Below are 18567 nucleotides of genomic sequence, written 5' to 3'. Positions count from 1 at the left end.
CCCAGCACGATCAGCAGCACCGTCATCGCCCACCGGCCCCTCGCCGCACGTGCGCCACCGCCGCCCGCCTGGCAACCGCCGCTGTCATTTCGCCCCCGCCCGCGTGACGCCGGCGAACCGCCTGGTCAGCCACATGCCCGCGGCCACCGCCGCCACCGCCGCCAGCGGGGTGCCCACCAGATAGGCCAGCCCCGTCACCGGCGCGTCCGCCTCCACCGCCTGCCGTACGCCGTCCGTGTACGTCGAGAACGTCGTGTAGCCGCCCAGCACCCCCACTCCCAGGAAGGGCCGCACGAGCCGGTGGGCCCGCCGCACCTCGGTGATCACCACCATGAGGACCCCGATCAGCAGGCAGCCGGACACGTTGACCCAGAACGTCGCCCATGGGAAGTCCGCAGGACCGGCGGGCATGACGGTCTGCACGCCGTACCGCCCCAGCGCTCCCAGCGCACCGCCGGCCGCGATCACCGCGAGCACCCCGCCGCTCACCTCGGCGCGCTGTGCGGGAACATGGAGATCGACATCCGGATCGATCGGGCGTTCAGTCACGAAACACTCCCCGTGTCGGCACACTGGATGCCGGGAACCTCTCTAGACAGCCTGGGGAGCCGCACGGAGGACCGGTTGAGCACGAAGGACGCGATCGCCTTCCTCACAGGAGCCGTCATCGTCGTTTCTCTCATCAACAGCGCCAAGACCACACCGGCCACCGCGGCCGGCCCTCTGGGCAACGTCAGCGGGACGCTGCCCGGTCTGGCACCCATCATCTCCGATGCCGAGAAGGCCCACGCGCGCGCCCTCATCCGACGCCTGCGCGTGGCGAAGCAAGGCCCCAACACCGGATACCGGCGCACCAGGTACGGCGAGAACTGGGCCGACGACGCCGCCGGGGTGCCGTACGCGCGCAACGGCTGCCGCACCCGTGACGACCTCCTGGCCCGCGACGGCCGCGACGTGACCTACCGGGCGGGCTCCAGCTGCGAGGTCGTCTCCATGGAGCTGACCGACCCCTACACCGGCCGGACCATCCACTGGCGCAAGTCCCGCGCCGACGAGGTGCAGGTCGACCACGTGGTGCCGCTCAACTACGGCTGGCGCATGGGCGCGCCGCGCTGGTCGATGTCCAAGCGGCTCGACTTCGCCAACGACCCGCTCAACCTGCTGCCCGTGGACGGCGACACCAACGAGGACAAGGACGCCTCGGGCCCGTCGCGCTGGCTGCCGCCGCGCCGGGTCATCCGCTGCGCCTACGTCACCCGCTTCGCGCAGGTGGCGCTCAAGTACGACCTGCCCGTCACCCGCGCCGACAAGAAGGCCATGCTGGCCCAGTGCCGGTGACGGCTACCGCGGGTCGAGCCAGTCGAAACCGCGCTCGAACGTCTGCTCCGCCAGCACCCGCTGCCCGGCCGTGCTGGGGTGGAAGTAGTCCCACCTGCTGACGTGGTCGAGGGTGAAGGGGAAGGAGAACACCGCGCCGCCGTCGGTGCGGCAGGCGGGCCCGTACGCGGCGCACGCCCTGGCCGCCTCGCGGTTGTAGGCCATCACCCGCTCCCGCACCCTGGACCTGCGCTCCTTGTCGGCCCGCTTGACCGACTTGGGCCTGGCCAGCATCGTCTGGCAGATGCGGCCCAGCGTCCAGAACGATCGGGCGAGCGGGTTGTCCTTGCCCACGCGCCACAACCGCCGCAGGTCGGGGATGCTGGCGAAGAGCACCCTCGCGTCGGGCATCCCCGCCCGCAGCTCCCCCAGCGCCCGGTCCAACCGGGCCCGGTAGGTCGACACGGGGGTCATCGCCTGCTCGGTGCGCACGCAGGCGTCCTGGGCGCCGATGAGGATCGTCACGTAGTCGGCCTTGGCCGCGACCGCCTTCTTCACCTGGCCGAGCAGGTCGGCGCTGGTCGACCCGGGGGCGGCGAAGTTGAGGTTGTGCTTGTGGAGCGTTCCAGAGAGGTGCGACAGGCGCAGGTAGTGGCTGGACACCTCGCGGTGGTCGCCCGACGACCAGGAGCGCGAGGCGCAGGAGACGTACCAGCCGCAGGCGTTGAACCCGGTGGAGATCGAGTCGCCGAGCGCGGCCATGATCTCGGGTACGGGCTGGACGGCGGCGCGCGCGGCGCCGGTGCCGGAGCCGGAGAGGACGACCACGGCGGCGAGGGAGGCGGAGCCCAGACGAGCGATCATGGCCCCAAGGTAGGGAGCCGATCACGATGGTCCTATGGCGTCAGGGCAAGGCCTGCCATTTCAGGACCGACTTCATATCGCCGCTTGACAGGTCCGCAGGTGGTCGAGGTGTGGCCGATGCCCCTGCGCGTGCGGTTATATCCGGGTTCGATGTCCGTAACCTCACATTCACGGGGGTCCGAGTCGAACATGTTCAGTTCCCGCATAGAGTGTCTCGGGTGAGTGTCGCGCTCGGAACAACCCGCCCGCTACCGGTTCGCACCACCCCTGTCGGCGACCCCGGTGACCTGCTGGCTTCCCTGCCCAGGACGACACCTTACGCCTGGGTCAGAAACGGCGAGGGCCTGGTCGGCTGGGGTGAGGCCGCTCGGGTCGCCGTGCCCCCCGGTCCCGGCCGGTTCGCCTGGGCCCGCCAGTGGCTGGCCACCGTCCTCGGCGACGCCCACGTCGACGACGCCGTGCACGCCCCCGCCTCGGGCCCCGTCGCCTTCGGCAGCTTCACCTTCGACGAGGACGCCCGCGGCTCCGTCCTGGTCGTGCCCCGGGCCGTGCTCGCCCGGCGCGACGGTCACGCCTGGCTCACCACGATCGGCGAGGCGCCGCTGGAGACGTTCTCCCCCGTACGCGAGCCCGGCCGCATCAGCTACGGCGACGGCAGCCTGAGCGCCCCCGAGTGGGAGCACGTCGTCGCCCGCGCCGCGCGACGCATCCGCGACGGAGAGCTGGAGAAGGTGGTGCTGGCCCGCGACCTGCTCGCCACCGCCGAACGGCCCATCGACGTGCGGCTGCTGCTCACCCGGCTGGCCCGGCGCTACCCCGAGTGCTACACGTTCTCGGTGGCGGGGCTGGTGGGGGCCACGCCCGAGCTGCTGATCCGGCGCACGGGCCAGGAGATCGAGTCGCTCGTGCTGGCCGGCACGACCCCGCGCGGCACCGGCCCCGCCGACGACCTCGCCAGGGGCGCCGCGCTGTTCGCCTCGACGAAGGACCGCCACGAGCACGAGTGCGCGATCGCCTCCGTACGCGACACGCTGGCGCCGCTGTGCTCCGCGCTGATGACGCCCGACGAGCCCGAGCTGCTGATGCTGCCCAACGTCCAGCACCTGGCCAGCCACGTCACCGGCCGGCTGGCCGACGGGGCGTCGGTGCTCGACGTGGTCGCGGCCATGCACCCGACGGCGGCCGTCGGGGGCACCCCCACCGGCACCGCCATCGAGGTCATCCGCGAGCTCGAGGGCATGGACCGCGCGGGCTACGCCGGCCCCGTCGGGTGGATCGACGCCAACGGCGACGGCGAGTGGGGCATCGCGCTGCGCTCGGGGCTGGTGCAGGGGCGGCGGGCGCGCCTGTTCGCCGGCGGCGGCATCATGGGCGACTCCGACCCGGCCGCCGAGCTGGCCGAGGCCCAGGCGAAGTTCCGCGTCATGCAGTACGCCCTGGAGGGCTGACCGCTCCCGGCGTGATGATCCTCCCCGACGCCCTGGAGGGCTGATCACCGCGGGACCGGAGGTCCTCCGCCGACGCCCTCGAGGGCTGATCACTCGGGGACGTGGAGGTCCTCGCCCGGCGAAACGCGGGCCCGGCCGGCCGTAAGCCCGGCCACCCAGCCGGTGAACGCCGCCACCTCGTCGGCGCCCACCGCGACGGCGAAGCAGACCTCGCCCGCGTACGTCACGTCCCGCACCGTGTGGCGGGAGGCGCGCAGGTCGTTCTCCACCCGGCCGGCCTGGTCGTGCGCGACCGCCACGCGCACCAGCTTGGCCGGCACCATCCGCACCGGCTCGACCCGGTCCAGGGTCTCGGTCACGGCCGACCCGTAGGCCCGCACCAGCCCGCCCGCGCCCAGCAGGGTGCCGCCGAAATAGCGGGTCACCACCGCCACCACGTCGCTGAACCCCCTGCCCACCAGCGCCTGCACCATGGGCGTGCCCGCGGTGCCGCCCGGCTCGCCGTCGTCGTCGCCCTTCTGGACGCGCTCACCGATGACGTAGGCCGTGCAGTTGTGGGTGGCGGACGGGTGCCGCCGCCTGCGCTCGCCGATGAAGGCCGCCGCCTGCTCGACCGTGCGCGCCGGCGCCAGCGCGCAGATGAACCGCGAACGCCGCGCCTCGGTCTCGTGCTCGACGGTGGTGGTGATGGTCAGGTACGGCGCAGGCACATCCGACAGCGTATTGTCTCCCGGCCTCACCCCGTCGCCCCGGCATCCTCCTCCACCGGCAGGACCGGTGGCCCGTGGCCGCACAGCCGGTCCATCTCCCGCCATTCGGGCCGCAGACTCGTCAGGCCGGTGGTGAACCCGTAGGTGGACCCGCAGGCCAGCAGCACCGGCACCAGCCCGGCCGCCGCAATCGCGACCCCGCCCAGAAGACCGCCCAGCGGGATTCCGGCCCAGGCCAACGATGTCTGCAGGGCGTTCACCCGGCCGAGCAGGGGCCGCGGCACCCGCTCGTACGAGATCGCCCCCAGGATGGGGTTGACGAAGCCGCTGGCGAACCCGCCGACCGCGAACACCGTCACGATCGCCCATAGCGGCAGGTCGGTGGCCAGGATGAGGAACCTCGGCGGCCCGGCGATCAGGAAGGCGAGGAAAAACACCGGCCTGCGCCGCATACGGTGCGCGACCGCCGCGGCGACCAGGCTGCCGCAGACCGCGGTGAGCCCCATTACGGCGCTGTTCAGACCCAGGGCCGCGGGGCCGTGGCCGGACTCCATGGCCCACACGGGCGCGAGCACCTGGCTGAAGGCCGCGTCGAGCAGATTGGTGATGCCGACCATGACAGCGACGGCGAGAAGCAGCGGCTCACCACGCAGGAACGTGACGCCCTGGCCGAAACGCCGCCAGTACCCCTCCTTCTCCTCCGGCGCCCGCGCGCGGTGCCCCATTCCGCGCGGCAGCGCCCACGCCACGACCATGGAGCCGAGCGCGAAACACACGGCGCTGACCACCAAGCTCGTCATCGCGCCGGCCAGCGCCACGACCGCACCGCCGACTGCGGGCCCGGCCGTCTGCGCCAGGCGTTCCGTCACGCCCATGAGCCCGGCGGCCCGCTCCAGCGGCAGCCGCCCCCGCTCGGCCGCCTCCGGGATCATGACCTCCTTGGCCAGGTCTCCGGGCCCCCGGACCGCGCCGATCATCGCCACCAGCACGATCAGTGCGCCGAGCGGTAGCAGGCCGAGCCCGTGCAGCAGGACCACCGCCCCGGCCCCACAAGCGCTCACCACGTCGGTGACCCAGGAGATCCGGCGCGGCCCTCGGTCGACCATCGGCCCGGTCAGCGCCTTGGCCAGCACATACGGTGCCATCTCCGCGAACGCCACCAGCCCCGTCTGGGCCGCACTGCCCGTGGTCTCCAGCACGAACCAGGGCAGCGCGATGGCCGACACCCGCGTCCCTGTCAGCGACACGGTCAGGGCGGCGAGCAGCCCGGCCATCGGACATAAGGACCTGCGCGGTCCCATCAGGTGCTCTCCGGCGGCTCGGGCAGGACCTTCACGATCAGCGTGACTCGCGCGGCGCCCTCTGGCGCGGGCTCGCCGGGCACGTCACGCCGGTAACGCGCGACGACCTCGCCCAGCTCCTCGCGCAGCCGCCAGCCCTCCTCTGTGGTGAGCCGCAGCGCGAAGGAGCTGAGATCGAGCACGCGACGCCACTCGCCCGGCATCGTCTGCATCTCGTTGAGGGCCTGCTGGGTGCGCAGGTTGAACAGGGCGGCGACGGACTGCATGTAGGCCAGCACCGCTTCCGGCTCCCGCTCGGCCAGCTCGTCGCCGGTCAGGCGCGTGTTGCGGTGCACCGATCGCCACCAGCGTTCGCGCGCGTTGCCGCGTTCGGCGTCCTCCTCGACAAATCCCGCTGCGCCGAGCCTGCGCAGGTGGTAGCTGGCCGTGCCCGAGTTCACCCCGAGGCGCTCGGCCAGCCGGGTGGCGGTGGAGGGACCGTGCCGTCGCAGCAGGTCCACAAGCTGCACGCGGACCGGGTGGGCCAAGGCCCGCAGGCCCTTGGTGTCGAGGACGACCTCGCTCTCACTGGGTTGCGTCATGCGGAGAGGTTAAACCACCAACAGTTCTTCGCAAAGACATCTTCGCGAAGAACTGTTGGTGTTTGACTCGGGCAGGACATGCGACGGCCGCCCGGCCTCTGAGGGCTCGGGCGGCCGTCGCGGTCGGTAATAAGGGGCCGTACAGGAGCGAGCGCCACCGTACGACGCCGGGCGCCTTTACGTTGTAGATCAAATGATCCCCCGATGGCACTAGGCGTACCTATGGGGTCTTTGCCCCGTCCATCCGCCCAGGGGATCGCCAATCGGTCAAATGTCGCCCAAATTCACTCTCGTTCCAGCTCGTGTGCCAGTTCCTCCAGCTCCGCCCCGCCGGACATGAGCGCGGTCAGCTCCTGCGTGGTGATCTCGCCCTTGCCGTACTCGCCGAGGCTCGTGCCCCGATTGAGCAGCAGGAACCGGTCGCCCACCGGGTAGGCGTGGTGCGGGTTGTGGGTGATGAAGACCACGCCGAGCCCCCGGTCGCGGGCCCTGGCGATGTAGCGCAGCACCACGCCCGCCTGCTTGACCCCCAGCGCCGAGGTGGGCTCGTCGAGGATGAGGACGCGGGCACCGAAGTACACGGCCCTGGCGATGGCCACCGACTGCCGCTCGCCCCCGGACAGCGTACCGACCGGCTGGTCCACGTCGCGGATGTCGATGCCCATGGCCCGGAGCTCGTCGCGGGCCACCCGCCGGGCCTTGGCCACGTCGAAGGCCAGGCCCTTGCGCGGTTCGGAGCCGAGGAAGAAGTTCCGCCACACCGACATGAGCGGGATCATCGCCAGATCCTGGTAGACGGTGGCGATGCCGCGGTCGAGCGCCTCGCGCGGGCTGGCGAAGCTCACCTCCGCGCCGTCGACGAGCAGCGTGCCCGTGTCATGCCGGTGCACCCCGGCAAGGATCTTGATGAGCGTCGACTTGCCCGCGCCGTTGTCACCGAGCACGCAGGTGACCTGGCCGGCCGTCACGCTCATCGACACGTCGCGCAGCGCCAGCACGGAGCCGAACGTCTTGCCGATGCCACGGGTCTCGAGAATCAATGCCGCACCTCCTCGGCGTACCGCCGGACCAGGCGGTTGGCCAGCGTCGCCAGCAGCAGCATCGCGCCGAGGAAGAACTTGAACCAGTCGGCGTCCCAGCCCAGGAACACGATGCCCTTGTCGGCCATGCCGAAGATGACCGCGCCGATGGCGGCCCCGACGGCGGAGCCGTAGCCGCCCGTCAGCAGGCAGCCGCCGATCACGGCCGCGATGATGTAGATGAACTCCTGCCCGATGCCGATGTTGGCCTGCACGGACGTGTAGCGCAGCGCCATGATCGAGCCCACCAGCCAGGCCGCGAACGCCGTGGTCATGAACAACGCGATCTTCGTCCGCGCGGCCGGCACGCCCACGGCGCGGGCGGCCTGCTCGTTGCCGCCCACCGCGAAGATCCAGTTTCCGGCTCTGGAACGTACGAGCACCCAGGTGGCCACCGCGGTCACCAGGACCCACCACAGGATCGCCACCCGGAACGAGGTGCCGCCGATCTCGATCGTGCCCGCGAAGAGCGCGTTCGCGCCCTCGAACCCCTCCGCCCGGCGCAGCCCGCTGACCTGGACGGTCCCGGTGATGGCCTTGGTGACGCCGAGGTTGATCCCCTGCAGCATGAGGAACGTGCCCAGGGTGACGATGAAGCTGGGCAGCCGCGTCCTGGTGACGATCAGGCCGTTGGCGAACCCGACGGCCAGCGCCACGACGAGGCCGACCAGCATGGCCACCCACACGTTGAACCCGAACCGGGTGGCCAGCGTGACCAGGATCAGCCCGCTGGTTCCGGTCAGCACCCCGGCCGACAGGTCGAACTCGCCGCCGATCATCAGCAGCGCCACCGCGACCGCCATGATGCCGAGCGTGGCGGCCGGGTCGAGCCAGTTGGCGATGCCGGCCGGCGACCGGAACACCGGTGACTGGGAGGCGAAGAACACGAACACCACGACCAGGCCGACCACCGCGCCCAGTTCGGGCCTGATCAGCAGCCGCCGGACCAGGCCGACGTCGGCCATGCGGTCGTCGGCCCGGGCCTGCGCGCCCGTCATGCGGCCTCCCCGGCGGGCGGCGTCATCGGGTGCCCGCCTCGGCCAGCTTGGCCACCTGCTCGGCGTTGTCCTTGGTGACGAAGCCCGGCCCCGTGTTGACCGGCAGGCCGCCGCCGACGGTGTTGAGGTTGTTCTTGTACAGGTTCAGGAACGTGATCGGCAGGTAGCCCTGCAGGTACTGCTGCTGGTCCACGGCGAACAGGATCTCGTCCGCCTTGATCGCGTCGACCACGTCGGCCGACAGGTCGAACGTGGCCAGCTTGGCCTGCGAGCCGGAGTCGCCGATCGCGTCCCTGGCGGCGATCGCGATGGCCGGATTGAGCGCCAGCACGCCGTTGACCTGCTGGTCCGACTGGAGTTTCGCGGTGACCTTGGACGTCACGTCGGCCAGGTTGCTGATGTCCACCTGCAGCCGCTCGACCGTGCCGCCCAGCGTCTCCTCCGCTCCCTTGCAGCGCTGGTCGAGGCCGACGTTGCCGGCCTCGTGGACGACGCAGACCAGCTTGGTGACGCCGGCCGCCTTGAGCTGCTCGCCCGCGCCGCGCCCGGCGACGTCCTCCGACTGGCCGACGTGTGTGAGGGCGCCGAACGCCTTGGACGACTCCGCGCCCGAGTTGATCGTCACTACCGGGATCTTCGCCGCGACGGCCTTGCCGATGGCTTCCTTCAGCGCGTCGGGGTTGGCCATCGAGACCACGATGCCGTCCACCTTCCCCGAGACGGCCTGGTCGATGAGCTGCGACTGTTTGGCGGGGTCGCCGTCGCCCTGGTAGGTCACCCGCACGCCGTACTGCTCTCCCGCGGCCTCGGCGCCGTTCTTGACCACGTCCCAGAAGGAGTCGCCGGGCGCGCCGTGGGTGATGACCGCGAAACTCGCGTCACCACCCCCGGCCGCGCCGGAGGACGAGGCGGGCGGGGCGCTCTGCGCGGTCTCCCCTCCCGAGGAGCAGCCTGTCATGGCAAGCGCGCCCACCAGGGCCAGCACGATCGGGGTACGTCTCACAGGACACCTCCAAGACCAACGGGCTAGCCACGGTTCTACCTCAATGTCAACTCTATGTATAGACATACGGACTAATGCGGCGATCATTCCCTTCCCCGCGGGCGCGGCGCGAACGTGCTCGGGCACGTCTCCCCCGGTCACGGGGCACGGAGGATCAGGCGAGCAGCGGGGCGGGGGAGCGGCGGGCCCGTTCCAGGCGTCCCGCGCTCTCCTCGTCGCCGCCGAGCCGGTGGCAAAGCCGGCACGGGGAGCGGGGCGTCGAGCAGCGTCCACCCGGCGCGACGGGCTCGGGGATGCCCCAACCGGCGAACCGGCGCGAGCGCTCGGTGAAGAGCGACGCGGTGTCGACGGGGAACTCGAACATGCCGTCACCTCCGCGCGGCTCGATGCGTATCATATACGCATATCAGAGGGAATAGAACGGAACCGTACGTTCCCGTATGATGGCGGCATGACCAGCGCACCCATGAGCGGCCGCAAGGCCCAGGCCGCACGTAACGACGAGCTGATCCTCCAGGCGGCCAGGGCGGTGTTCACCGCCGACCCCGGCGCCCCCATTGCGGCCGTGGCCGAGAAGGCGGGGGTCGGGATCAGCGCACTCTACCGCCGTTACCCCAGCAAGGAGGCCCTGTTGCAGAAGCTCTGCGGCGACGGGCTGAAGCGATACATCGAGGTCACCGAGCTGGCGCTGGCCGAGGAGGGCGACGCGTGGGAGGCGTTCGCCGGCTACCTGCGCGGCATCGTCGACGCCGACACCAACTCGCTGACGATCCGGCTGGCGGGCACCTTCCGCCCGACGGAGGAGCTCTATCACGACGCCGCCAGGGCCGACGTCCTGGCCACGGCGATCCACCGCCGCACGGTCGAGGCGGGCGCGCTGCGGCCCGACGTGACGGTCGCCGACATCGCGCTGCTGCTGGAGCAGATCGCCTCGATCAAGCTGGGCGACGAGAAGCGCACCGCGCAGCTGCGCCACCGCTTCCTGGCACTGGCGACGGACGCGCTGAGGGTGCCGCCCGGCCACCGGGAGCTGCCCGGCCCGCCACCCGAGGACGGGGAGCTCGCGGCCCGCTGGAGCCCGGCCGGCTAGTCCCGGCTGGTCCTCGCCGGGCTTCCGGCCGGACACGTAAGCCACCCGGCTAGTCCTCGCCGGGCTTCCAGCCGAACACGTAGGCCATCACGAAGGCGAGCAGACCGGTCGCCCCCGCCGCCACGGTCATCGCCAGGCCCAGCGCGGACACCACGCCGGAGACCAGGCCGGGACTTCCGGCGGCGAGGCCGACCGCCTGGGTGAGCACGACGACGACCCCGAGGGCGAGGAACAGCACCAGACCGATCTTGAACAGGATCATGGTCGCGGTCTTGACGGCGTTCACGATGTGACTTCCTCTCAGATCGGCAGCGCGCCGGTCGCCACCAGCACGCCGATGACCAGGGTCGGGATGACGAACCAGACGATCAGCCGGACGAACGTCCTGGCCGGGTCCACCTGGGCGATGCCGCAGGCGATGTAGATGGGGGCCGCGCCCGGCGGTGACGCCCCCTCGGTCGAGGCGAAGATCATGACGGCGGTGGCCGCGGCCGCGGGGTCCATCCCGGCCGCGGTCAGCGCGCTGAAGGCCACCCCGCCGACCGCGGCGATCGTCGCGGTGGAGGTCAGCGGCGCGGCGACGACCACGATCAGCAGGCCGACGAGGGTGGCGATGACCACGGCGGGGGCGTCGAGCGCCTGCATGATCGCCGTCAGCTGCTCGACCAGGCCCAGCTCGCCCAGGGTGGCGGCGGCCGCGAAGGCGAAGAACAGCGTCGCGCCGATGACCGCGTATCTGGGGCCCATGTCGCCGAGCAGCTCGCTCCAGGCGCGGCCGGTGCGCGGCAGCCGCTTCCACGCCACCGCGAGGGTGACCAGCACCGTCAGCACGGGGATCCACACGACGATGCTGACGTCGTCGGCCGCCTCCCCCACCCGCGACTCCATGAGCTCGACGCCGAAGTCCAGGGTCATCAGCACCGGGATGACGATGCCCGCATACACCAGCAGCGACGTCCACCCGGCCCGCAGCGCGGCACGCAGCGGCACGATGTCGGCCGCGTCGGTGGCGGCGATCCCGTGCCGCCGCACCCAGAGGAACACCAGCACGAACCGGTACGCCACCGTCCACAACCCGCCCACCAGCGCGGGCACGAACAGCTGGTCGGCGGTCAGCACGGGCGCCACGGCGGCGGAGCCGAGCAGCAGGAAGATCGACGAGCTCGGCGGGATCGAGATGCCGAGCCCGGCGTTGCCCGCCACCAGCGAGGCGGCCAGGTCGGGCCGCCAACCCGATCTGGTCATCCACGGGATGGTCACCGACCCCACGGACGCGGCGATGCCGGACCCCGAGCCCGACGGCCCGCCGAGCAGGGCGGCCGCCGAGGTGGAGACGTATCCGGCGCCGCCGCGCAGCCGGCCGAAGACGGAGTTCAGCACGGTGACCTGCTCCTGGATGAGCCCCAGTTTGGTGAGCAGGTAGCCCATGAACACGAACGCCAGCGCGGCGAAGACGACCTCCTCGGCCAGCGCTTCGGTGATGCCCGCCCAGGCCAGGCCGAAGAACTCGGTGCCGCCGAACAGGCAGATGGCGACGAACCCGAGGAGCATCGCCTCACCGATGCCGCGTTTCAGCACGCCGTTCCAGACGACGATGATGGCGATGTAGGCGACGAGCGCCCATACGGCGATTCCCATGGCGAGATTTCCTTCGGTGGGGGACGGTTCCATGCGTGCCGGGGGACGGCGGCGGACGGGGTCCCGGGGGTCAGCCGTCCGGGGACGGCGGGTCGGCGAGCCTGCGGGCCAGGGCCACGGTGCGGCGGGCCCTGGCGACGATCGGGGCGTCCACGAAACGGCCGTCGGGCAGCGCGATCGCGCCCGTGTCGGTCCGCTCGGCCCGCTCGGCGGCCTCGACGATCTCGGCGGCTCTGGCCACCTCCTCGGCGTCGGGGCGGAAGGCCCGCCTGATCACGGGGATCTGGCGGGGGTGGATCGCGGTCCTGCCGAACAGGCCGAGCGCGCGGCCGGCCCGGCAGGAGGCCAGCAGGCCGGCCGCGTCCTTGACGTCCGGGTGGACGGACATGGGCACCGGCGGCAGTCCCGCCGCCGCGGCGGCCAGCACGACCTGGAGCCTGAGGTGGTTCATGGCGTGCTCGTCGCTGATGGCCAGCTCGGCGGCCAGGTCCTGCTCGCCGAGCGCGACGCCGGCGACGCGCGGGTGGGCGGCGATCTCGCGGGCGGCGACGATACCCGCCGCCGACTCCAGCAGCGCGTACGCGGGCGCCCCGGCGGTCGGGTCAGCTGCGCTGCCGAGCACGGTGTCGAGTACGGCGGGCGATTCGACCTTGGGCAGCCGTACGCCGTCGGCCAGTTCGGCGACCGCCTCCAGATCGGCCCGGCCGCGCCCGGTCGCCAGGTCGTTGACCCGGACGTGCACCTGGACCGCCGCGTCGCCGGGCGGGCCGTCACCGCGGGAGCGCAGGTAGGCGACGGCGTTGGCGCGGGCCTCGTCCTTGCGGGCGGGCGCGACCGCGTCCTCGAGGTCGAGGATCACCACGTCGGCCCCGGACGCGACCGCCTTGCCGAACCGCTCGGGCCGGTCGCCGGGAACGTACAGCCAGGTCACGGGCGGGTTCACGCGATCACCCCGGCTTCGCGCAGCGCCGCGACGCGGTCGTCCGGGTAGCCGAGCCCGGCGAGCACCTCGTCGGTGTCCCTGCCCAGGGGCCGGCCCGGCCAGCGGATCTCGCCGGGCGTGTCCGACATGCGGAACAACACGTTCTGCATGGTGACCGAGCCGAGCTCCTCGTCCGGCACCTCCACGAACGTGTTCAGCGCCGCGTACTGCGGGTCGCTCGCGACGTCGGAGACGTCGTGGATGGGCGCGACCGCGGCCTGCACCTCCTCGAAGCGGGCGATGACCTCGTCGGCGTCCCGCTCGGCGATCCACGAGGCGACCGCCTCGTCCAGCTCGTCGACGTGCTGGACCCGCCCGTGCCCGCTGGCGAACCACGGCTGCTCGACGAGGTCGGGCCGTCCCACGAGGGTCATCACCCGCTCGGCGATCGGCTGGGCGCTGGTGGAGATGGCCAGCCAGCGGCCGTCGCGGGTGCGGTAGGTGTTGCGGGGGGCGTTGCTGGTGGAGCGGTTGCCGGTGCGCTCGGGCACGATCCCGAGCGCCTTGTACGCGCTCACCTGCGGTCCCAACAGGCCGAGGATGGGCTCGATGATGGCCAGGTCGATGACCTGCCCGCGCCCGGTGTGCTCGCGGGCACGCAGCGCCACCATGATCGCGTACGACATGGCCAGGCCGGCGATGCCGTCGGCGAGGGCCAGCGGCGGCAGGGTCGGCGGGCCGTCGGGCTGGCCGGTCATGGCCGCGAACCCGCTCATGGCCTCGGCCAGTGTCCCGAACCCCGGCCGCGCGGACATCGGCCCGAACTGCCCGAAGCCGGTCATCCGCGCGACGATCAGCCGCGGGTTGAGCCGCAGGAGGTCGTCGGGGGCCAGGTTCCAGCGCTCCAGGGTGCCGGGGCGGAAGTTCTCGATCAGCACGTCGGACCGCTCGGCCAGGCGGCGCAGGATCTCCTGCCCCTCGGCCTGCGACAGGTCGACGGCCGCGTTGCGCTTGTTGCGCGACAGCGTCTTCCACCACAGCCCCACGCCGTTCACGGAGGCGCCGTGCCCGCGTGAGGGGTCGCCGCGGCGGGGATGCTCGATCTTGATCACGTCGGCGCCGAAGTCGCCCAGCATCATCGCGGCGGAGGGACCGGCGAACAGCGTCGCCGCGTCGATGACCCGCAGGTCAGCGAGGCTTGTCATGGGAATGTAACTTATAAGAAATATGTCATAGGTCAAGACTTTCGCCTGATCAGTCCGGATTCTGGGAGACACTTGACGCATGCCGACCCCACGACCTCCCATGAGCAAGGCCGAGTACGTCTACAGCGTGCTCCTCGACGAGATCCGCAGCGCGCGGATCCCCGGCGGCACGGCGTTGCGGGCCGGCGAGGTGGCCAAACGGCTCGGGGTGTCGGTCACGCCCGTACGCGAGGCCCTGCGCAGGCTGGAGAAGGACCGGCTGATCAGCTATGAGGCGCACCACGGCGCGACCGTGGTCGACCTGGGCGACGAGGCGCTCGCGGAATACTACGGCCTGCGCGCGGTCGTCGAGGGCCTGGGGGCGCGGCTGGCGGCGGCCAGGATCACTCCGGAGCAGCTGGCCTCGCTGCGCGAGCTGCACGCCGCGATGGCCGAGGACGCCGAGCACGGCAGGTACGACCTGCTCGGCGAGCAGAGCAGGCGTTTCCACCTGAGCATCGTCGACATCGGCGGCCCAGCCTTCCTGGGCGCGCACGCCCGATCGGTGCGCAACAGCTTCCCCGTGCCGGCCGAGGCGTCGCTCTGGCTGGACGAGGCCCAGGTCAAGGCCCAGATGGAGGCGCACGAGGGCATCCTCGCGGCGCTCGCGGCCGGTGACGGGGCGGCCGCGGAACGCATCATGGTCGACCACGTCAACCGCGCCGGCGAATATCGTAAGGAGACTCCCGGCCCGCTGACGGGCGGCCTGGCATGACCGGCGTCAAGGGCGTGCCGCCCGGCAGGGCCGGCGAGAGCGGCGTCAAGGGCGTGCTGTTCGACCTGGACGGCACGCTGCTCGACCACCGGGGCGCCGCAGACGCCGCCATCGTCTCCTGGGTGTCCGCCCGCGCGCCCGGCCATCCCCGGCTGGGTGAGGTGGCCGCGCTCTGGGCGGAGCTGGAGGGGCCGTACCTGGCGATGTGGCAGCGCGGCGAGTGCTCGGTCCAGGAGCAGCGGCGGCTCCGGCTGCGCGCGCTCTGCGCGGAGCTGGCCGTCCCCGAGCCCGGGGACCTCGACGCGGCCTACGCCGACTTCACCGACCGCTACCGGCGCGGCTGGGCGGCCTTCCCCGACGTTGCGGAGGCGGTGAAGGAACTGGGCGGGTATGCGCTCGGCGTGCTGACGAACGGCGCGCAACCGGTGCAGGAGGCAAAGGTCCGGGCGATCGGGCTCGGCGGGCTGGTCGGCCCGGTGCTGACGGGCGAGGTGCTGGGCGGGCACTTCAAGCCGTCACCCGCGTCGTACACGGGGGCCGCCGCGGCGCTCGGCCTGGCGCCGGAGGAGGTCGTGCTGGTGGGCGACGACGTGGAGAACGACGTGACGGGGCCGGCGGCGGCCGGGATGCCCTCGGTCTGGCTCGACCGGCTCGGCGTGCGGCGGCCGCCCGCCGGGTTCCCCCGCATCACCTCACTGGCCGGCCTGGCGGGGCTCCTCTGCGACCTCGGCCAGCGCGGAGTCCTCTAAGGCGAAGCCGCCCACGTGCGCCAGGTAGTCGCCGGGGACCAGGGGGTCTCCCAGATAGACGCCGCCGGCCTGGCGCACCAGCAGGGCTCCCGCCGCCACGTCCCACGGGTTGGACCGGGTGCCGTACGCGGCGTCGGACCATCCGGCGGCCACGTGCGCCAGGTTCAGCGCCGCGCTGCCCGGCCTGCGCACGGCGGCGAAGGACTCGAGGAAACGCCGGTAGCGCCGCAGCGCCTCGTCGCCCTCCGCGTCCAGGTCGTGGGGCGAGGGGTAGCTCGTCAGCAGCATCGCCTCGCGGTCGGTGGCCGCACCGGCGCTGCGCAGGGGGGTGCCGTCGCACCAGGCGCCGTCGGCGGAGGCGGTGAACTCGTCCTCGCGCACCGGGTCGTACACCACCCCCGCCACCAGCTCGCCACCGACGGCGGCGGCGATGGACACGCAGAAGAACGGCAGCCCGGCGGCGAAGTTGGCGGTGCCGTCGATGGGGTCGACGTACCAGACGAGGTCGCCGGAGCCGGTCGTGCCGCCCTCCTCCCCCACGATCACGCTGCCGGGGAAACGGGCGCCGATGACCGCGCGGATGGTCTCCTCGGCCGCCCTGTCGTGCTCGGTCACCGGATCGTGGAAGTCCCGTTTGGTGGTCACACCGGGCCGGGATCTGAAGGCCTTGCGCAGCCGGGGGCCGACGGCCCTGGCCGCCTCGGTGGCGGTGTCCAGCAGATGGGTCACGTCCATATGGGGCTCCAGCTTCAGCCGATCGAGGTCATCGCAACCGTCATGCCCAATCCCGAGCGCCCCGCACGCCCATTCATGACCTGTTTGTCAGGACATTATGACCTCGGTTAAGCTGATCAGCATGACCCGCGATCTCGCCATCGACCTGGATCGATCCAGCCCTGTGCCGCTTTATTTCCAGGTGGCCGAGCAGATCGCCGAGGCGATCCGGCGGGGCGACCTGGCGCCGGGCTCGCGGCTGGACAACGAGATCCTGCTGGCCGACAAGCTCGGCCTGTCGCGGCCCACGATCCGCCAGGCGATCCAGTATCTCGTGGACAAGGGCCTGCTCGTACGCAAGCGCGGCGTCGGCACGCAGGTGGTGCACGGGCAGGTCAAGCGCTCGGTGGAGCTGACGAGCCTCTACGACGACCTGCGCAGGGCCGGCCAGGAGCCGGCCACGCAGGTGCTGGCCCTGGAGCCGCGCCCGGTCGACGAGGACATCGCCGGCATCCTGGGCGTGGAGGCCGGCACGGAGATCCTCTATCTCGAACGCCTGCGCTTCGCGGCCGGCGAGCCGCTGGCCGTGCTGCACAACTGGCTGCCGCTCGGGCTGGCCCCGCTCACCGCCGCCGACCTCGAGGGCCGCGGCCTCTACGAGCTGCTGCGCGGCGCGGGCGTGCGGATGCGGGTGGCCAACCAGCGCATCGGCGCGCGCGCCGCCAGCCAGTCCGAGGCGAAGCTGCTGGACGAGCGCCGCGGCGCCCCCCTGCTCACCATGATCCGCACGACGTACGACGACCAGGGCCGGGCCGTCGAGCACGGCTCGCACGTCTACCGGGCCTCGCACTACTCCCTGGAGGTCACCCTCATCGAACGCTGAGGGTGACACGACGGGCCCCTCAGCGGCCCTCCGCGAGCGAGCGCGACAGGCGCGTGACGTCGGCGGGCGAGGCGATCCTGACGAAGGTCAGGTGAGCGTTGGCCGGGTCGGCGGCGGCCTCGCGGAAGAGCTCGCGCAGGCGGGTGTGGCCGGTCCAGGCGTGCCAGAGGATCGACTCGTCCTTGTCGAGCAGGAAGCGGAACGACTCCTTGTTGCCGTTCCACAACTCGGCGCCGGTCGCCATGCGCCTCAGCGTCCTGCCCAGCAGCCGGCGCATCATCGTTCGCCTCGGCAGGTCCAGCCAGACCACGGTGTCGGCGCGCGACCACACCAGGTCGCGCACCGCCGAGTAGTTGCCGTCCACCACCCATCCGACGGCGGCGGTGAACCGGTCGACGTCGGCGCGGAACTCCTCGGCGGGCCGGGGCGTCCAGCCGGCCATGTGGAAGATGGAGTCGAGCTCCAGCCAGGGCACGCCCAGGAGCTCTGCCAGCCCGGCGGCCAGGGTCGACTTGCCCGAACCGGAGTTTCCCACCACGGATATGCGTCGCACCGGGCAAATCTACTCGGCGCGCGGCGCGCAGGGAGCTTACGGAGACTCAACAGGTTCTCAACACGGCCCCGCCTACCGTCCTGTCATCGGCCATGACACCGACGGAAGAGGAAAGATGCGTACCAGAACGATCATCGCCGCGGGCGTCTTCGCGGCCGCCGCCATAGCCGTCTCCCCCGTCCCCGCGCAGGCGGCGGCGCCGTCGTGCCTCACGTACGAGCTCGACGACGACGGCGGCAAGGACGAACTGTGGGTCTGGAACACCTGCGAGGGGGCGCAGAGCTACAAGGTCAGGCTCGCCAACGGTCAGGACTTGCCCTGTAAGTACAAGAAGCCCGGCAGCGGCTACGACAAGTGGTGGTGGAACTGGCCGCGCCGCTTCGACGGGCTCGTGAGCTGCTGACCGCGCCCGACAGACCCCTTACGGACGAACAGGGAGAACCACGACATGCGCGCAACCACCATCGCCATGCTCGCCCTCGCCGGGTTCGCGGCCACGACGGTCGCCACGCCCGCCCATGCCGCTGCCGCGGCCTCGGGCCGGGCGCCCTCCTGCCTGGCGTACACGCTGGACGACGACGGCGCCCAGGACGAGCTCTGGGTCTGGAACAACTGCTCCAAGGGCGTGGAGTTCCGGGTCAGGCTGGCCAACGGGCCGGACGGCGTCTGCACGTACAAGGAGCCCGGCAGCCGCTACAGCAAGTTCACGTGGGAGTGGCCGCAGCGCTTCGACGGGCTCAGGACCTGCTGAGACGCGG

23 protein-coding genes are annotated in these 18567 nt (G+C 71.9%); 8 read left to right on the top strand and 15 right to left on the bottom strand.

What is annotated here, in order from left to right:
* Nucleotides 1-84 precede the first annotated feature (84 nt).
* Entirely contained in the window at nt 85-549 is a 465-nt protein-coding gene (locus tag E1292_RS19705) for a fluoride efflux transporter FluC (protein WP_132596686.1), read from the bottom strand.
* A 75-nt stretch (nt 550-624) separates the two neighbouring features.
* Between E1292_RS19705 and E1292_RS19700 the strand changes: the two genes are divergently transcribed.
* Nucleotides 625-1338, top strand: coding sequence for an HNH endonuclease family protein (locus E1292_RS19700; protein ID WP_220446943.1), 714 nt, complete (start codon nt 625-627; stop codon nt 1336-1338).
* Between the two features lie 3 nt (nt 1339-1341).
* On the opposite strand, the gene E1292_RS19695 is transcribed toward E1292_RS19700, so the two are convergent.
* The gene (locus E1292_RS19695) at nt 1342-2181 is read right to left on the bottom strand and encodes an SGNH/GDSL hydrolase family protein (RefSeq protein ID WP_132596685.1); all 840 of its coding nucleotides are present in this window, start codon (nt 2179-2181) and stop codon (nt 1342-1344) included.
* Nucleotides 2182-2399: 218 nt separating this feature from the next.
* Between E1292_RS19695 and E1292_RS19690 the strand changes: the two genes are divergently transcribed.
* Entirely contained in the window at nt 2400-3629 is a 1230-nt protein-coding gene (locus E1292_RS19690; protein ID WP_132596684.1) for an isochorismate synthase, read from the top strand.
* Nucleotides 3630-3718: 89 nt separating this feature from the next.
* On the opposite strand, the gene E1292_RS19685 is transcribed toward E1292_RS19690, so the two are convergent.
* The 7 genes from E1292_RS19685 to E1292_RS19655 all read right to left on the bottom strand — a co-directional run bounded on the left by E1292_RS19685 (nt 3719) and on the right by E1292_RS19655 (nt 9665).
* The gene (locus E1292_RS19685; protein ID WP_246090210.1) at nt 3719-4339 is read right to left on the bottom strand and encodes an IMPACT family protein; all 621 of its coding nucleotides are present in this window, start codon (nt 4337-4339) and stop codon (nt 3719-3721) included.
* 26 nt (nt 4340-4365) lie between these two features.
* The gene (locus tag E1292_RS19680) at nt 4366-5613 is read right to left on the bottom strand and encodes an MFS transporter (RefSeq protein WP_246090209.1); all 1248 of its coding nucleotides are present in this window, start codon (nt 5611-5613) and stop codon (nt 4366-4368) included.
* Between the two features lie 26 nt (nt 5614-5639).
* On the bottom strand, nt 5640-6221 hold the full coding sequence (locus tag E1292_RS19675) for an ArsR/SmtB family transcription factor (protein ID WP_132596681.1): 582 nt from the start codon (nt 6219-6221) through the stop codon (nt 5640-5642).
* 284 nt (nt 6222-6505) lie between these two features.
* On the bottom strand, nt 6506-7261 hold the full coding sequence (locus tag E1292_RS19670) for an ATP-binding cassette domain-containing protein (RefSeq protein WP_132511430.1): 756 nt from the start codon (nt 7259-7261) through the stop codon (nt 6506-6508).
* A complete protein-coding gene (locus tag E1292_RS19665) occupies nt 7258-8298 on the bottom strand; it encodes an ABC transporter permease (RefSeq protein ID WP_132596680.1) in 1041 nt (346 codons plus the stop codon). The genes E1292_RS19670 and E1292_RS19665 overlap by 4 nt, the downstream gene beginning before the upstream one ends.
* A 22-nt stretch (nt 8299-8320) precedes the next feature.
* Nucleotides 8321-9301: a sugar ABC transporter substrate-binding protein gene (locus E1292_RS19660; RefSeq protein WP_220446942.1), complete on the bottom strand. Its 981-nt coding sequence runs from the start codon at nt 9299-9301 to the stop codon at nt 8321-8323.
* A 154-nt stretch (nt 9302-9455) separates the two neighbouring features.
* Complete coding sequence (locus E1292_RS19655; RefSeq protein WP_132596679.1) at nt 9456-9665, bottom strand: hypothetical protein; 210 nt, start codon at nt 9663-9665, stop codon at nt 9456-9458.
* A gap of 87 nt (nt 9666-9752) precedes the next feature.
* On the opposite strand from E1292_RS19655, the gene E1292_RS19650 reads away from it, so the two are divergent.
* Nucleotides 9753-10391, top strand: a complete 639-nt coding sequence (locus E1292_RS19650) for a TetR/AcrR family transcriptional regulator (protein WP_246090208.1) — start codon at nt 9753-9755, stop codon at nt 10389-10391.
* A gap of 49 nt (nt 10392-10440) precedes the next feature.
* Here E1292_RS19650 and E1292_RS19645 read toward each other — a convergent pair whose 3' ends face one another.
* The 4 genes from E1292_RS19645 to E1292_RS19630 form a co-directional block, all read right to left on the bottom strand.
* On the bottom strand, nt 10441-10677 hold the full coding sequence (locus E1292_RS19645; protein ID WP_132596678.1) for a hypothetical protein: 237 nt from the start codon (nt 10675-10677) through the stop codon (nt 10441-10443).
* A 14-nt stretch (nt 10678-10691) separates the two neighbouring features.
* Nucleotides 10692-12029: a TRAP transporter large permease subunit gene (locus E1292_RS19640; protein ID WP_132596677.1), complete on the bottom strand. Its 1338-nt coding sequence runs from the start codon at nt 12027-12029 to the stop codon at nt 10692-10694.
* 70 nt (nt 12030-12099) lie between these two features.
* Complete coding sequence (locus E1292_RS19635; RefSeq protein WP_132596676.1) at nt 12100-12972, bottom strand: HpcH/HpaI aldolase/citrate lyase family protein; 873 nt, start codon at nt 12970-12972, stop codon at nt 12100-12102.
* The gene (locus tag E1292_RS19630) at nt 12969-14156 is read right to left on the bottom strand and encodes a CaiB/BaiF CoA transferase family protein (RefSeq protein ID WP_132596675.1); all 1188 of its coding nucleotides are present in this window, start codon (nt 14154-14156) and stop codon (nt 12969-12971) included. Before E1292_RS19630 ends, E1292_RS19635 begins: the two co-directional genes overlap by 4 nt.
* Nucleotides 14157-14235: 79 nt before the next feature.
* Between E1292_RS19630 and E1292_RS19625 the strand changes: the two genes are divergently transcribed.
* Together E1292_RS19625 and E1292_RS19620 are read left to right on the top strand one after the other, a co-directional pair.
* Nucleotides 14236-14910 (top strand): GntR family transcriptional regulator, encoded by a 675-nt coding sequence (locus tag E1292_RS19625; protein ID WP_246090207.1) that lies wholly within the window; start codon nt 14236-14238, stop codon nt 14908-14910.
* Nucleotides 14907-15659 (top strand): HAD family hydrolase, encoded by a 753-nt coding sequence (locus E1292_RS19620; RefSeq protein ID WP_132596674.1) that lies wholly within the window; start codon nt 14907-14909, stop codon nt 15657-15659. The genes E1292_RS19625 and E1292_RS19620 overlap by 4 nt, the downstream gene beginning before the upstream one ends.
* On the opposite strand, the gene E1292_RS19615 is transcribed toward E1292_RS19620, so the two are convergent.
* Nucleotides 15603-16394 carry an inositol monophosphatase family protein gene (locus E1292_RS19615; RefSeq protein ID WP_132596673.1) on the bottom strand — a complete coding sequence of 264 codons (792 nt, stop codon included), beginning with the start codon at nt 16392-16394 and terminating at the stop codon, nt 15603-15605. The two genes, E1292_RS19620 and E1292_RS19615, sit on opposite strands and share 57 nt — an antisense overlap.
* Before the next feature lie 121 nt (nt 16395-16515).
* Here E1292_RS19615 and E1292_RS19610 point away from each other — a divergent pair, with 121 nt between their 5' ends.
* Nucleotides 16516-17256: a GntR family transcriptional regulator gene (locus tag E1292_RS19610; RefSeq protein WP_132596672.1), complete on the top strand. Its 741-nt coding sequence runs from the start codon at nt 16516-16518 to the stop codon at nt 17254-17256.
* A gap of 19 nt (nt 17257-17275) precedes the next feature.
* Here the strand turns inward: E1292_RS19610 and E1292_RS19605 are convergent, their stop codons facing one another.
* Nucleotides 17276-17809: a P-loop NTPase family protein gene (locus tag E1292_RS19605; RefSeq protein ID WP_220446941.1), complete on the bottom strand. Its 534-nt coding sequence runs from the start codon at nt 17807-17809 to the stop codon at nt 17276-17278.
* 115 nt (nt 17810-17924) lie between these two features.
* On the opposite strand from E1292_RS19605, the gene E1292_RS19600 reads away from it, so the two are divergent.
* Nucleotides 17925-18212, top strand: coding sequence for an alpha-amylase inhibitor (locus tag E1292_RS19600; RefSeq protein ID WP_132596671.1), 288 nt, complete (start codon nt 17925-17927; stop codon nt 18210-18212).
* Between the two features lie 45 nt (nt 18213-18257).
* Entirely contained in the window at nt 18258-18560 is a 303-nt protein-coding gene (locus E1292_RS19595; protein WP_132596670.1) for an alpha-amylase inhibitor, read from the top strand.
* Nucleotides 18561-18567 lie beyond the last annotated feature (7 nt).

Source organism: Nonomuraea deserti (assembly GCF_004348685.1).
GTDB lineage: Bacteria > Actinomycetota > Actinomycetes > Streptosporangiales > Streptosporangiaceae > Nonomuraea > Nonomuraea deserti.
This window is presented reverse-complemented; position numbering and strand designations above follow the sequence as displayed.

Excerpts from the sequence above, each read along its gene's own strand:
- E1292_RS19695 (WP_132596685.1), bottom strand. The coding sequence starts at position 2,181 with ATGATCGCTCGTCTGGGCTCCGCCTCCCTCGCCGCCGTGGTCGTCCTC.
- E1292_RS19680 (WP_246090209.1), bottom strand. The coding sequence starts at position 5,613 with ATGGCCGGGCTGCTCGCCGCCCTGACCGTGTCGCTGACAGGGACGCGG.
- E1292_RS19675 (WP_132596681.1), bottom strand. The coding sequence starts at position 6,221 with ATGACGCAACCCAGTGAGAGCGAGGTCGTCCTCGACACCAAGGGCCTG.
- E1292_RS19665 (WP_132596680.1), bottom strand. The coding sequence starts at position 8,298 with ATGACGGGCGCGCAGGCCCGGGCCGACGACCGCATGGCCGACGTCGGC.
- E1292_RS19655 (WP_132596679.1), bottom strand. The coding sequence starts at position 9,665 with ATGTTCGAGTTCCCCGTCGACACCGCGTCGCTCTTCACCGAGCGCTCG.
- E1292_RS19650 (WP_246090208.1), top strand. The coding sequence starts at position 9,753 with ATGACCAGCGCACCCATGAGCGGCCGCAAGGCCCAGGCCGCACGTAAC.
- E1292_RS19640 (WP_132596677.1), bottom strand. The coding sequence starts at position 12,029 with ATGGGAATCGCCGTATGGGCGCTCGTCGCCTACATCGCCATCATCGTC.
- E1292_RS19630 (WP_132596675.1), bottom strand. The coding sequence starts at position 14,156 with ATGACAAGCCTCGCTGACCTGCGGGTCATCGACGCGGCGACGCTGTTC.
- E1292_RS19625 (WP_246090207.1), top strand. The coding sequence starts at position 14,236 with ATGCCGACCCCACGACCTCCCATGAGCAAGGCCGAGTACGTCTACAGC.
- E1292_RS19620 (WP_132596674.1), top strand. The coding sequence starts at position 14,907 with ATGACCGGCGTCAAGGGCGTGCCGCCCGGCAGGGCCGGCGAGAGCGGC.
- E1292_RS19615 (WP_132596673.1), bottom strand. The coding sequence starts at position 16,394 with ATGGACGTGACCCATCTGCTGGACACCGCCACCGAGGCGGCCAGGGCC.
- E1292_RS19610 (WP_132596672.1), top strand. The coding sequence starts at position 16,516 with ATGACCCGCGATCTCGCCATCGACCTGGATCGATCCAGCCCTGTGCCG.
- E1292_RS19600 (WP_132596671.1), top strand. The coding sequence starts at position 17,925 with ATGCGTACCAGAACGATCATCGCCGCGGGCGTCTTCGCGGCCGCCGCC.
- E1292_RS19595 (WP_132596670.1), top strand. The coding sequence starts at position 18,258 with ATGCGCGCAACCACCATCGCCATGCTCGCCCTCGCCGGGTTCGCGGCC.